Consider the following 11,890-nt stretch of genomic DNA (forward strand, 5'->3'; position numbering starts at 1 on the left):
GCGCCGTGGGTAAAGAAGCTGGAGCGCACCATCATGGCCACCACTTGGAACGTGCCCGGGGTGATGAGCGCGCTGGCCGTGGCCTGGATCGAGGACGGCACCGTCGCGCAGTTGGAAGCGCAAAAACGCCAGGATGCCCAGGCGCGGCAGGCCTTGGCGGCGCAGGTGCTCAAAGGCGTGGAGTACGTCAGCCACCCTTCATCGTATTTTTTATGGTTGCCGCTGGGGGAGGACGCGCGAGCTGATCAGGTCGCCATGGTGTTGCAGCGCGAGGGTATTTGCGTGTCCACCGCCGAGCCGTTTGCGGTGTCGGCAATCGTACCGCATGCGTTGCGGTTGGCGCTGGGCTCGGTGGACATGGCGGCGCTGCGTGAGGCGCTGGTGAAGGTACGCGAAGTGGTGCGGTGGTGAGCCGCACCGAGGGCGGTCAGTACTTGTAAGCCTGACGCCCGATCAGCAGCCATTGACCTTTTTGCTTCTGCCAGACCTGGAAGTTGTCGATGTCGGTGGGCGTGTCTACGCCGCTGTTCACCGCCAGCGCGTGAAAGTGGTTGCGCACCAGGGCGGTGTCGCCGTCGAGGGTGATGGTCTGGTTCTGCATTTCCAGGGTCTTGAAGGCGCTGGTGTGGGTTTCAAGGTCAGCGTTAAATTGCGCTTTGTTCTGCACCTTGCCGCTGGAGTGGCCGTAGGTGAGTTTGTCTCTGGTCAAGGCGTGCAACTGCTTGAGGTCCAGGTGCAGCATGGCTTGGGTCAGTTGGTCGACCGCTTGGGCCACATCCTTCTCGGCGGGGGCGGGCGCAGCGGCGACGTAGCCGGTGAACAGGCACAGAAAACCGATCAGCACTTTGACGTTTGGCATGGGTGTTTCCTTATTGTTGTTGGGGGGGGGCGGACACGACAATTTTAGTCGTCGTACAACAGTGCAGTGATTCGAGTAACGAAGGAAAGTGAAATTTTTAAATACCTTGAAAAGCTTGGGTTTAAGCCGCTCTAAGAGTTTGTTGGTCTTGTATGATGTCTTAGTACCTTGAGGTCTTTCCAAGACTGAACTTGCCGCTTCCTGCCCAAGTAGCCCATGGCTATGCTACTGCAGAAACAACAATCGCCCGGTGAACAACATGGATTTTGACTGGCACAGCGACCCCATCACCCGCGCCACGCCCGTGACGCCACACTACAAAAATACCCAGAACGTACGCCGTTTCATGCTTAAACACTGTGGCCCTGCGTTCACGTTCGACCGGCCATTCATGGCCTGGATTCGCAACGACATTCCCAAGACCCTGGGCGATATGGTGGATGAATGGCAACGTCGAAACGAGGTTGCACGCCCATGACGCGCGACGAAAAATACCAGGCCGCTCAACAGCGCATCGGCTATCAGTTGGACGAATTCAGAATCGGCGGCAACTACACGCCGTGGGTGCGCGAGGGCAACCACTTGTACATCAGCGGCCAGATTCCGCGTGTGGGCGACACTGTGGTTTTGCCGGGCAAAGTCGGCGACAGCCTGACCCTGGGCCAGGCGCAAATCGCCGCCGGTATCAGCGCGCTGCGTTGCCTGGGCTTGCTCAAGCAGGCGCTGGGTTCGCTGGATCAGATCAAGGCCATCCCGCGCATCACCGTGTATGTGCGCAGCGCTGAAGACTTTGATCAGCAAAGTGAAGTGGCCAACGGCGCCTCGGACCTGTTGCACGAGATTCTCGGCAGCGCCGGGGCGCACACGCGTACGTCGCTTGGGGTGATGCAGTTGCCGAAGTCGGCGGCGGTCGAGATCGACATGATTGCCGTGGCTCAAGGTTGACTCGCGCATGATCACTCAGGGCTTAGTGATACTGATCAACTACGCCAGCCACGTGGCGCCTGGTCTGGTGTTGTTTGGCGTGTGGTTTGCGCTGACGCCCAGGGCGCTGACCGCGATGCGCATCCTGATCCTGTTGGCGGCGTTTGTGTTGATGCGTGATGCAATGACGCCGCTGGGCCTGTGGGTGCTCAGCCGCGAGGTGCAGGTTGCATTCAGCGCCAATGCGTTCGTGCTTGCGGTACTGGGCGGGCTGTCGGTGTTGCTGATTATGCTGTTGGCACGCATCGCGCCGCAGTTGTGGCGGCTGGTGCGCTGGACCATCGGCAACCCGGTTGTTGGCCTGGGTGCAGGGCTGGTAGTTGGCTGTTTGATCGGTGTGCCGCTGCGGGTTTACCAAGGCATCGAGGCCAGCGATATCCATGGCTACTGGGTCTGGCTGCCGGGCATGGTGGTCTTGGCCTATGGCGCTAATGCATTGGAAGAGGTGCTGTTTCGCGGGTTTTTGCAAGGTTACCTGGAGCAACAGCTGACACCATTACGTGCGGCATTGATCAGCGGCGTAGCCTTTGCGGCCTGCCATGCATTCCTGGCGCTGAGCGTGACCCAACTCGGCTGGCCGGTGTTGCTGTTCACCCTGATCGAAGGGTTGGCCTGCGCGCTGGTGCGGTTGCGCTATGGCGTACTGGCGGCGACCGCCACCCACGGCACGGCAATCTTGCTGATTGCCGTGCCCTACATGGCTTGAGTTGAAACACAGCAAAATCTGTGGGAGCTGGATTGCCTGCGATGGCTATCTTTGAGTGACAACTAGGCCAACTGATCACCGCTATCGCAGGCAAGCCCACTCCCACATTTCTTGCCAGCGTCTATTCGGCTGCCAACGGCGGCGTGCGCGGTGGGATCTGGCGTTTGCTGCCGGTGGCTTCATACGCGCACGCAAACCGCAGCAGCGCCGAGTCGTCATAGGCACGCCCGGCGAAGGTCAGCCCCACCGGCATGCCAATGTCTGCCATCACGCCCATCGGCACGGTGACGGTGGGTACGCCCAGGTGGCGAATCGCAAGGTTGCCATTGGCCACCCACACGCCGTTGCTCCAGGCAATGTCAGCAGACGCTTCATTAACGTCGGCATCCGCCGGGCCAACATCGGCCACGGTGGGGAACAGCACCGCATCCAGCCCTAGGGTGTCCATCCAGTCTTCCAGGTCGATGCGCCGGGTTTGTTCCAGGCCGCGCAGGCCATCCGGCACCGTGCTGATTTCATTCCACGGCGTGATGCCGCGCGCGGCCATGCGCACATACTCATCCATACCGGCGGCCAGGTCGTCTTCACGGTTGGGCAGGGTGCCTGGGTCATGCGGGAAGATATTAGGCCCGTCTACGTCTGCCAGGCGGTTCAACGCCGGGTCGTCATTGGCGCGTAGGAAGTCATCGAACGCCCAGGCCGACAGCTCCCACAATTCGTCGTGCAGGAATTCCTTGGAGACCACGCCACGGGTAAACACCGTCGGCGCGCCAGGGCGGTCGCCTTCGCAGTTGGAGACCAGTGGGAAGTCCACCTCGATCACTTCGGCACCGGCGGCTTCCAGCGCCTGGCGAGCGGCGTGCCACAGGTCGATCACGCTGGCGCGGGTGTTGATCTTTTGCCCGGTCGGCCCGCCGATCCCTGGCTTTTCGCTGGTGCCGGCGTCGGGGTCGGCGTTGATGTACATGCGCGGCACGCCGAAGCGTTTGCCCACCAGGGATTCACTGCTAACGGCCAGCTCCGCATAAGACGCTGGGCGCACCGAGGCCACGCTCGGGATTGGCACCCAGGGTTGCAGACGCCACAGGTCGCCACGTGGGTTGGTGTCTTCAGCGACCACCACCTCGAGGACTTCGAGCAGGTCGGCCATGGTGCGCGCGTACGGCACCACCACGTCCATGGTCGGCGTCAGCGGCCAGTTGCCGCGCACCGAAATTACCCCGCGCGACGGCGTGTAGGCGCACAGGCCGTTATTGGACGCCGGGCCGCGTCCGCTCGACCAGGTTTCTTCGGCCAGGCCGAAGGCGGCGAAGCTGGCAGCTGTTGCCGTGCCTGCACCGTTGGACGAGCCGGAGGCAAACGGTGCGGTCAGGTAGTTCGCGTTATATGGGCTCTCTGCGCGGCCATAAACGCCACGCTGCATCCCGCCATTGGCCATCGGCGGCATATTGGTTTTGCCCAGGCAGATGGCGCCGCCGTTACGCAGGCGCTCAATCGTGAACGCATCGCGCTGCGCGACCAGTTTGGCGAAGGCCGGGCTGCCTGAAGCAGCCGTCAGGCCCTTGACCAGGTAGCTGTCCTTGGCGGTATAGGGGATGCCGTCCAATGGTCCCAAGGTCTCGCCTTTGGCCCGGCGCGCATCGCAGGCCTCGGCTTCTTTAAGTGCCTCCGGGTTGCGTACCACCACGGCGTTCAATGCGGTCGCGGTCTGCGGGCCGTCATAGGCCTCGATCCGCGCCAGGTAAGCCTTAACCAGTTCAACGGCAGTGGTCTGGCCGCTTTCAAGCGCAGCGCGCAATTGGGCAATGGAGACTTCGGTAACTTGCATCACGTTTTTTCGCCGCCTTCAGGTGGGAGGTATGGCGGCAGTCTACGTACAGCTATTTCACAAAACCAGCGCCGCATACGACTCATAGGCGGCACGCATGACCTGCCAGGTCGGCTCGTCAGCGGGAATCAGATGCTCGATACGCAGTGAGGTAAGGGTGATGTCCTGAGGCATGCCGAAGGTGGTGAAGGTCGACAGGAAGTTCAGCTCACCGCGGGTTGAGCGGATGCGCGTCAACACCAATGGCGGCATTTCATTGGGCCGCTCGGTGCTGGTGGGCACTGGCAGGCTCGCCAGCAATGTCGCCAACGCAGGGTTGCCCAGCGCTTCACGGGTGGCGCGTTGCCAGGCCAGGGTGCGAATCTCTTCGGCGTTGATCAGGTGATCGCCCAGGCCCCCGGTTTGCAGCAGTGTGGTCAGCAGGTTCAGCCCGTCGGCGGCATTCGCTTTGAGTCCCACCAGCTCAAATAACACGCCAGTGCTGGCATTGGCGGCGAGGACTTCCCACTGGCCGCCCAACAGAATCGCCGGGGCGGGGTTGTTGGCGTGCAACACGTGGCTGACGGCTTCACGAATGGCGGCCATTGCCGGGGCGGCGAGTGGGGTGGCGGTGTAGCGCGGCGCATAACCGGCGGCAAGGAACACGCGGTTGCATTGCTCCAGCGGGGCGTCCAAGGCCGTGAGCAACGTATGCAAACTGCTCGGGCTCGGCTTGGCGCGGCCGGTTTCGATGCAGCTGAGGTGGCGCTGGGAAACACCCGTGATCAAGGCCAGGTCCAGCTGGCTGAGCTTGGCGTGTCGACGCAGTTGGCGCAGGTGCTGGCCGGCAGTTGAAGGGGTGTCCATGGCCTGATCATGACCTCCGAGGTCATTGCGAGAGGCGCAACCTTATCACTATGTTGAGCCTCGATCATTTCAAGGACGGCACCATGCGCAGACCTCATTTCGCCCTGGCCGGTTTGCTGGGATTTTCGTTGTACACCGTGGCCACGATGCTCATGGCTGAGCAATCACTGTTGGCGTCTGGGCGGGAACTGATGTCCAGGCCGGACACCGCGCAGGTGGTGATTGACCTGTATCTGATGGCGCTGCTGGCGTGTGTGTGGATGTACCGGGATGCGCGCGGACGAGGGCGGTCGGTGGGTTCGCTGGTGCCGTATTTTTTGCTGACGGCGGTGTTTGTGTCGGCGGGGCCGTTGCTTTACATCGTCGTGAATGGGGGCCGAGATGAGTGATCTTTTACAGGCCTACGCGGGGTGCGTGTTGGTGTTGTGCCTGAAGATGTTGGCGATTTCCTGTTACCAGGGCTTCTTCCGAATTCGAGGTTTAGCGTTCACTAACCTCGAGGATGCAGCTTTTTTCAGCCGCCAAGCGCAATCGGAAGAACTGTCACACGTCAGCAGAGCGAAAAAGGCCTGGGCGAATGACCTGGAGAACATTCCGCTGTTTTTCGTGTTGGGCGGGTTGTGCGTGGCGCTGGGAAGTTCCAGTGTCGTCACGGTCTGGCTGTTCGGCGGGTTTACAGTGGCTCGTCTGGCCCACACGGTGACGTATCTTGCAAGGTGGCAACCCTGGCGCACAGTGGCTTACGTTGGGGGTGTGATGTGTCTGTTCGGTCTGGGCACCATGGTGATTTCCAGGCTGATATAAAAAGTGGCCTCTTGTGGCAAGCTCGCTCGCCACAAGAGGCCCACTCGCCACAACTAGCTGTGCGGGCGGGTGATCGGCCGGTCAGACGCCTTTGGTCGAGGGCAGCAAGATCGTCAGGATGCCCGCCAACGGCAGGAACGAGCAGATTTTATAGACGTACTCGATGCCGTGGTTGTCGGCCAGCAAGCCCAGCAACGCGGCGCCAATACCGCTGAAGCCGAACATCAGGCCGAAGAAGATCCCGGCGATCATCCCCACATTGCCCGGCACCAGTTCCTGGGCGAATACCACGATGGCCGAAAAGGCCGAGGCGATGATGAAGCCGATCACCACGCTGAGGATGGCGGTCCAGAACAGGTCGACGTAGGGCAGGGCCAGGGTGAAGGGCGCGGCGCCCAGGATCGAGAACCAGATGACTTTCTTGCGCCCGATCTTGTCGCCAATCGGCCCGCCGGCAAAGGTGCCAACAGCAACGGCGCCGAGGAACAGGAACAGGTACATCTGCGAGCTGGCCACCGACAGGTGGAACTTCTCGATCAGGTAAAAGGTGAAGTAGCTGGTGAGGCTGGTCATGTAGAAGTATTTGGAGAACACCAGCAGCGCCAATACCACCAAGGCAAAGGTCACGCGGCCTTTGGACAAACCGTGGGTGGCCTTGCCGCCTTGCTTGAGTTTGAACAGGTTGAGGTGGTGGCGGTACCAACGGCTCAAGCCGTACAGCACCATGATCGCGAACACGGCGAACAGCCCGAACCAGGCGATATGGGTTTGGCCGTAGGGAATGATGATCGCCGCCGCCAGCAACGGGCCGAAGGCGCTGCCGGTATTGCCGCCGACCTGGAAGGTCGATTGCGCCAGGCCGTAACGGCCGCCCGAGGCCAGACGTGCCACGCGTGAGGTTTCCGGGTGGAAGGTCGACGAGCCGACACCAACCAGCGCCGCCGCCAACAGGATCAACGGGAAGGTGCCGACAAATGCCAGCATCAGAATGCCAATCAATGTGCACACCATGCCCGCGGGCAGCAGCCAGGGTTTAGGGTGGCGGTCGGTGTGGTAACCGATCCAGGGTTGCAGCAAGGACGCGGTCAATTGAAAGGTGAGGGTGATCAGGCCGACTTGGGTAAAGCTCAGCCCGTAGTTGGCCTTGAGCATCGGGTAAACCGACGGCAGCACGGCCTGTATCAGGTCATTGACCATGTGCGCCAGGGCGCAGGCGCCGAGGACGCGTACGACCAAGGGGCTAATTTGCGGCGTAGTGGTTGCAACGGCGGGTGGCGCGGTCAGGCTCGACATGCAGGCATTCCATACAAGGCAGCGAACAGGGGCAGTGCGTACTTTAGCGCGCTGCCCGTTTCTAGATGTTGCGGCGTTTATGCTAGATTCGCTGAAAATGCCTGTCTCGCGAAATTCGGGCGCCAACCATCGCAAAAAGGGCGAAATTATTAAATCACTGGATGTATTCCTACGGGAGATCGACGAAGGCAACTGGGCTGTGATCAGTTCCGCCACCGATTACCCCGAAAACTGGGTGATCCCCGAGCATAGCCACGAGAAGCATCAACTGCTCTACGCCGTCGAAGGCGTGATGGTGGTGTATTCGGCGCTGAACCAATGGACGGTGCCGCCCAATCGCGGCTTCTGGATGCCCTGCGGGCAAGTCCATTCACTGCGCTGCGTGGGCACCCTGAAGATGCGCAGCGTGTTTGTGCGCCCGGACCGCTACCCCAACCTGCCGAGTGAACCCAAGACCGTCAGTGTATCGCCATTGCTGAGCGAGCTGATCAAGGCCTCGGTCAGCTTGAAGCCACCTTACGCCGAGGATTCGCGCGACGCACGGATCATGCACCTGATCCTCGACGAGCTTGCCATCCTGCCAGCCTTGCCACTGTCGCTGCCCCAGCCAGCCGACCTGCGCATCAACCGTATCTGCCAGGCGCTGCAACAGGAGCCGGGGGATGCCTCGACGGTGGCGGATTGGAGTGATCGACTGGGCGTGGATCAGAAAACCATCCAGCGCTTGTTCCGTAAGGAAACCGGCCTGACCTTCGGCCAATGGCGCCAACAAGCACGCTTGCTGCTGGCGCTGGAGCGCATTGCGGTGGGGGAGAAGATCATCGATGTGGCCATCGAGTTGGGCTATGAAAGCCCGAGCGCCTTTACCAGCATGTTTAAGAAGCAGTTTGGCAAGACGCCGAGTCAGTTTTTCAGGTAGCGCGGCTGCTCACGTATGTCGCTGTAGCGCGCCGCGAGGTCAGGTAGGCCAACAGGCTGGCGATACCCAGCAACGCTGCGCTGAGTTCAAACGTGGCCCGGTAGCCGCTCAGGTCGAACACCGCGCCACCTAGGGTTGCACCGGAGGCGATTGCCAATTGGATGATTGCGACCATCAGCCCGCCTCCTGCCTCGGCATCCTCCGGCAGAACTCTCGAAAGCCAGGTCCACCAGCCCACCGGTGCTGCTGTGGCAACCAGGCCCCACAGGCCCAGCAAAACAGTGGTCGCCATTGCAGCCCTATGGCGATCAGTGCCATCAACAGTGGGATGACCATCAGCGTCAGGTACAGGCTGTTTCGCACAAAGCGCTCAATCAGAACGGTCCCCGCAAGCCCGGCCAGGCCCAACACCAATAACATCAGCGACAGTGTGGGCACGCTTGCGTGTGTGACGTTTTCCAGGAATGGGCGCAGGTAAGTGAACAGCATGAACTGGCCCATGAAAAACACACAAGCGGCCTCCATGCCCAAGGCCACGGTGGCGTTCTTGATCAGGCGAAACACGTTATCGGTCTTGGCCTTTGTGTCCGTCTTGATCGAGGGCAGGCTTGCCAGCAACCATACGCCGGCAACAATGGCGACGGGGACGACGCAAAAAAACGCGTCACGCCAACCGATCAGGCCACCGAGGAAGCTGCCCAGCGGCGCCGCAATCACTGTCGCCAGTGCGTTACCGCCGTTGACGATCGCCAAGGCGCGCGGCACGTGGGCTGAGGGGACCAGGCGCATTGCAGTCGCCGCCGACAGTGACCAGAAGCCACCGATGGCTACGCCGATCAATGCACGGCCGAGCATAAATGTGAGGTAGTTCGGCGCCAGTGCCACGACGGTGGCGGACAGGATCATCAGTAGGGTGAGCGCGAGCAGCAAGCGTTGGCGATCGACCCGTGCCGCCACGCCCGCAATCGACAGACTGGTGAGCAAGGCGAACAGCCCCGACACGGAGATCCCCTGGCCGGCCTGGCCTTCAGAGATGTGCAGGTCGGCCGCCAGCGGCGTCAGCAGGCTGACGGGCATGAATTCGGAGGCCACCAGGGCGAACGCGGCCAATGACATGGCGAACACGGCGCCCCAGCGATGCGTGTGAGTATGATCGGACATTACAGCAAGTTGCCTTTGAAGAACGTGGTGAGCTTGGCGCTCTGTTCTTTGACGGCGCCCATCGGATGGCCGACGATAATTGCCGAATTTTTTGCGCCAGGGGCAATGCGCTTGGGCAAGAACAGATTGCCCGCGACTTGCATTGCGTACTGATTATTGAAGGTGACCTTTTCAATCGTCACCTTGTCGCTTGTAGAGAAGTTGTCCTCACCGTTGGACATATCGGCTCCCATTGAAGAAAAAGAACTCACCAGCAAACTCAGGGCGAGCAAGAGGCTTTTCATCGGTTGATCCTTGGCGAAGTGGGGTGGCCCATCTTCCCGCTGCGGACTAGGGTTCTGTAGTGTGTATTCACTGGGATACTTGCCTGATCCTCTGAGTCTGCGCGCTTGCTTGGGACGCGCAGTTGCTGGCGCGGTAAAGTTCACGGAAGAAAAGACAGAGCCTGCCATGAACACAAAGCATTTCCCTCAATCACCGCTGGCCTTGCTCGTTCAGTCGATTGCCGCGCGGGTCGCAGCACCCGGCGACTGCCCCATGCCGATCCCGGGGCTGGGCTTTTATCGGCGTGAGCAACCCGCTGCGCCGGTGGTGTGTATGGTCGAGCCGAGCGTCGTCCTGGTTGCCCAGGGCGAGAAGCAGTTGTGGGTCGGTGGCGAGGGCTATACGTACGACACCTCGCGATTTCTGGTCACGTCACTGGACATCCCGGCTAATTCGCAAGTACTGGCCGCCAGCCCCTTGGCGCCCTGTCTGGGGCTGACGTTCAAGCTGGATCTGCGCATCCTCGCCGAGCTGATTGCCCAGAGTGATGCGCCGCCAACGCGTGAGCGGGCGGTATTGAAGGGCGTGGGTATTGGCACTGTCACCGAAGACATACTGGCGTCTTTCGCGCGCCTGGTTGCAGTGTTGGATGAGCCCGAGGCGATACCGGTACTCGCCCCGCTGATTCAGCGTGAGATTCACTACCGATTGTTGAAGAGCGACCAGTCCCTGCGATTGCGCCAGATCTGTTCCGTGGATGGGCCGGGCTATCGAATTGCCAAGGCGCTCGACTGGCTGAAACTCAATTACGGTGAACCGCTGCGTGTGGATGAATTGGCCGCGCGGGTACAAATGAGCGCGGCCACTTTTCACCATCACTTTCGGCAACTGACGGCCATGAGCCCGTTGCAGTATCAGAAGTGGTTGCGCTTGAACGAGGCGCGACGTTTGATGTTGAACGAGCATCAGGACGTATCGCGTGCAGCGTTCCAAGTGGGCTATGAAAGCCCTTCACAGTTCAGTCGTGAGTACAGCCGATTGTTTGGCGCTGCGCCAAAACGCGATATTGCTGCGCTGCGCGGCAGAGCGGCGTTTATTGATCAGTCGTTGTCAGGTTAGCGAAAAAAATACAGCCAATCAGCCGCGCAAACAGGCTCAGGGTTTCCGGCAAGTTGGGGTCGTCAAACAGCATCGCCCGCGAATCCAGGGCGCACAGCGCGCCGAACAGGCGGCCATCGGGCAGGAAGATCGGTGCGCCGGCATAGCTCTCGATGGCGTATTGCTTGACCACTGGGCGTGCGGCAAACCGGCCGTTCTGGCTGATCTGCGGGATGAACAATGTTTGAGGGTTGATGCAGAACTCACTGCACAGCGTGGTTTCCAGGTCGAGTACGTCGTCGACATGAATGCCCATTTGCAGCGGGTCATAGGCCGAACACACCACCCATTGCTGGTCGGTGAATTTGGCGATACCGGCAAAGCGCATGCCGGTCAGGCGGGTGACCAGTTGCAAAATGCTGGTGGTGGCTTCTATTTCGGCAATGGCAGCGCGCTCATCGGCGCTGAGTAACGACTGTGCTGCGGTGACGCTGATAACCATGCTTGAGCACTCCAAAGGCGTGGCGGCGCAGGCTGCCACGCACGATCAGGTGTTAATTAATCCGTGGGTGCTGCTGCACCAGGTTCTGGCGTTTGACTTCGAGTGCAGCAATTTCGGCATCGATGTCCTCAATCTTCTGCTCGATATTGTCGTGGTGCTCTTGCAGTATTTCCTTGGCTTCTTCCATGTCCGAGGCCGCCGGTGCCGCGCCGCGAAGGGGCTTGTTGGCGGTTTCCTTCATGGTCAGGCCGGTGATCAGGCCGATCACCGCAAACACCATCAGGTAGTAGGCGGGCATGAACAAGTTGTGGGTGCTTTCCACCAGCCACGCCACGGCGGTGGGGGTGATGCCGGCGATCAATACTGAGACGTTGAACGCACTCGCCAACGCACTGTAACGCAAGTGCGTGGGGAACATCGCCGGCAAGGTCGAGGCCATCACGCCGATGAAGAAGTTCAGGATCACGGCGAGGATCAGCAAGCGCGCAAAGATCAGGCCGATCTTGCCGCTGGTGATCAGCATGAACGCCGGAATGGACAGAAACAGCAGGCCGACGCGGCCGGCAATAATGAAGGGCTTGCGGCCGATCATGTCGCTGCAAAAGCCAATGAATGGCTGGACGAAC

At 60.7% G+C, this 11,890-nt stretch carries 14 protein-coding genes and 2 pseudogenes; 8 read left to right on the forward strand and 8 right to left on the reverse strand.

Annotated features, from left to right (window positions below; genetic code table 11):
- A partial coding sequence (locus E0F99_RS25650) for an aminotransferase class I/II-fold pyridoxal phosphate-dependent enzyme (RefSeq protein ID WP_130908995.1) occupies positions 1-411 on the forward strand: 411 nt, incomplete at its 5' end.
- 16 nt (positions 412-427) lie between these two features.
- Here E0F99_RS25650 and E0F99_RS25655 read toward each other — a convergent pair.
- Positions 428-859, reverse strand: a complete 432-nt coding sequence (locus E0F99_RS25655; protein WP_130908996.1) for a nuclear transport factor 2 family protein — start codon at positions 857-859, stop codon at positions 428-430.
- A gap of 259 nt (positions 860-1,118) precedes the next feature.
- Here E0F99_RS25655 and E0F99_RS25660 point away from each other — a divergent pair, with 259 nt between their 5' ends.
- Genes E0F99_RS25660 through E0F99_RS25670 form a run of 3 tightly spaced genes read left to right on the forward strand, consistent with a single transcriptional unit; the run spans position 1,119 to position 2,549 of the window.
- Positions 1,119-1,337: a DUF6434 domain-containing protein gene (locus E0F99_RS25660; protein ID WP_083358614.1), complete on the forward strand. Its 219-nt coding sequence runs from the start codon at positions 1,119-1,121 to the stop codon at positions 1,335-1,337.
- The gene (locus E0F99_RS25665) at positions 1,334-1,804 is read left to right on the forward strand and encodes a RidA family protein (protein ID WP_083358613.1); all 471 of its coding nucleotides are present in this window, start codon (positions 1,334-1,336) and stop codon (positions 1,802-1,804) included. The genes E0F99_RS25660 and E0F99_RS25665 overlap by 4 nt, the downstream gene beginning before the upstream one ends.
- Before the next feature lie 7 nt (positions 1,805-1,811).
- On the forward strand, positions 1,812-2,549 hold the full coding sequence (locus E0F99_RS25670; RefSeq protein ID WP_083358612.1) for a CPBP family intramembrane glutamic endopeptidase: 738 nt from the start codon (positions 1,812-1,814) through the stop codon (positions 2,547-2,549).
- 121 nt (positions 2,550-2,670) lie between these two features.
- On the opposite strand, the gene E0F99_RS25675 is transcribed toward E0F99_RS25670, so the two are convergent.
- Both E0F99_RS25675 and E0F99_RS25680 read right to left on the reverse strand, forming a co-directional pair.
- Positions 2,671-4,380: an amidase gene (locus E0F99_RS25675; RefSeq protein WP_083358611.1), complete on the reverse strand. Its 1,710-nt coding sequence runs from the start codon at positions 4,378-4,380 to the stop codon at positions 2,671-2,673.
- Between the two features lie 54 nt (positions 4,381-4,434).
- Positions 4,435-5,223: a helix-turn-helix domain-containing protein gene (locus E0F99_RS25680; RefSeq protein WP_083358610.1), complete on the reverse strand. Its 789-nt coding sequence runs from the start codon at positions 5,221-5,223 to the stop codon at positions 4,435-4,437.
- Between the two features lie 83 nt (positions 5,224-5,306).
- Between E0F99_RS25680 and E0F99_RS25685 the strand changes: the two genes are divergently transcribed.
- Both E0F99_RS25685 and E0F99_RS25690 read left to right on the forward strand, forming a co-directional pair.
- Positions 5,307-5,612, forward strand: coding sequence for a DUF2834 domain-containing protein (locus tag E0F99_RS25685; protein WP_130908997.1), 306 nt, complete (start codon positions 5,307-5,309; stop codon positions 5,610-5,612).
- Positions 5,605-6,027 carry an MAPEG family protein gene (locus E0F99_RS25690; RefSeq protein ID WP_083358609.1) on the forward strand — a complete coding sequence of 141 codons (423 nt, stop codon included), beginning with the start codon at positions 5,605-5,607 and terminating at the stop codon, positions 6,025-6,027. The genes E0F99_RS25685 and E0F99_RS25690 overlap by 8 nt, the downstream gene beginning before the upstream one ends.
- Before the next feature lie 81 nt (positions 6,028-6,108).
- Here the strand turns inward: E0F99_RS25690 and E0F99_RS25695 are convergent, their stop codons facing one another.
- Positions 6,109-7,320, reverse strand: coding sequence for an MFS transporter (locus E0F99_RS25695; protein WP_083358608.1), 1,212 nt, complete (start codon positions 7,318-7,320; stop codon positions 6,109-6,111).
- A gap of 97 nt (positions 7,321-7,417) precedes the next feature.
- On the opposite strand from E0F99_RS25695, the gene E0F99_RS25700 reads away from it, so the two are divergent.
- Positions 7,418-8,239 carry an AraC family transcriptional regulator gene (locus E0F99_RS25700; RefSeq protein ID WP_083358607.1) on the forward strand — a complete coding sequence of 274 codons (822 nt, stop codon included), beginning with the start codon at positions 7,418-7,420 and terminating at the stop codon, positions 8,237-8,239.
- Here E0F99_RS25700 and E0F99_RS25705 read toward each other — a convergent pair.
- Positions 8,232-9,400 (reverse strand): annotated as a pseudogene (locus tag E0F99_RS25705) (MFS transporter). The gene E0F99_RS25700 and the pseudogene E0F99_RS25705 overlap by 8 nt on opposite strands.
- Before the next feature lie 29 nt (positions 9,401-9,429).
- Positions 9,430-9,684 (reverse strand): annotated as a pseudogene (locus tag E0F99_RS25710) (hypothetical protein); the annotation flags it as partial.
- Positions 9,685-9,850: 166 nt separating this feature from the next.
- Here E0F99_RS25710 and E0F99_RS25715 point away from each other — a divergent pair.
- Entirely contained in the window at positions 9,851-10,783 is a 933-nt protein-coding gene (locus E0F99_RS25715; protein WP_083358606.1) for an AraC family transcriptional regulator, read from the forward strand.
- On the opposite strand, the gene E0F99_RS25720 is transcribed toward E0F99_RS25715, so the two are convergent.
- Together E0F99_RS25720 and E0F99_RS25725 are read right to left on the reverse strand one after the other, a co-directional pair.
- Positions 10,758-11,264 (reverse strand): GAF domain-containing protein, encoded by a 507-nt coding sequence (locus E0F99_RS25720; protein ID WP_083358605.1) that lies wholly within the window; start codon positions 11,262-11,264, stop codon positions 10,758-10,760. The two genes, E0F99_RS25715 and E0F99_RS25720, sit on opposite strands and share 26 nt — an antisense overlap.
- A 52-nt stretch (positions 11,265-11,316) precedes the next feature.
- Positions 11,317-11,890, reverse strand: a 574-nt coding sequence (locus E0F99_RS25725; RefSeq protein ID WP_165447641.1) for an MFS transporter, incomplete at its 5' end; no start/stop codon positions are given.

Origin of the sequence: Pseudomonas antarctica (assembly GCF_900624995.1) — a bacterium.
In the GTDB taxonomy this organism is placed as follows: domain Bacteria; phylum Pseudomonadota; class Gammaproteobacteria; order Pseudomonadales; family Pseudomonadaceae; genus Aquipseudomonas; species Aquipseudomonas antarctica.

Bases quoted from the DNA above. Each gene is read 5' to 3' on its own strand.
- E0F99_RS25660 (WP_083358614.1), top strand. From the start codon at position 1,119: ATGGATTTTGACTGGCACAGCGACCCCATCACCCGCGCCACGCCCGTG.
- E0F99_RS25680 (WP_083358610.1), bottom strand. From the start codon at position 5,223: ATGGACACCCCTTCAACTGCCGGCCAGCACCTGCGCCAACTGCGTCGA.
- E0F99_RS25720 (WP_083358605.1), bottom strand. From the start codon at position 11,264: ATGGTTATCAGCGTCACCGCAGCACAGTCGTTACTCAGCGCCGATGAG.
- E0F99_RS25695 (WP_083358608.1), bottom strand. From the start codon at position 7,320: ATGTCGAGCCTGACCGCGCCACCCGCCGTTGCAACCACTACGCCGCAA.
- E0F99_RS25665 (WP_083358613.1), top strand. From the start codon at position 1,334: ATGACGCGCGACGAAAAATACCAGGCCGCTCAACAGCGCATCGGCTAT.
- E0F99_RS25670 (WP_083358612.1), top strand. From the start codon at position 1,812: ATGATCACTCAGGGCTTAGTGATACTGATCAACTACGCCAGCCACGTG.
- E0F99_RS25690 (WP_083358609.1), top strand. From the start codon at position 5,605: ATGAGTGATCTTTTACAGGCCTACGCGGGGTGCGTGTTGGTGTTGTGC.
- E0F99_RS25655 (WP_130908996.1), bottom strand. From the start codon at position 859: ATGCCAAACGTCAAAGTGCTGATCGGTTTTCTGTGCCTGTTCACCGGC.
- E0F99_RS25700 (WP_083358607.1), top strand. From the start codon at position 7,418: ATGCCTGTCTCGCGAAATTCGGGCGCCAACCATCGCAAAAAGGGCGAA.
- E0F99_RS25685 (WP_130908997.1), top strand. From the start codon at position 5,307: ATGCGCAGACCTCATTTCGCCCTGGCCGGTTTGCTGGGATTTTCGTTG.
- E0F99_RS25715 (WP_083358606.1), top strand. From the start codon at position 9,851: ATGAACACAAAGCATTTCCCTCAATCACCGCTGGCCTTGCTCGTTCAG.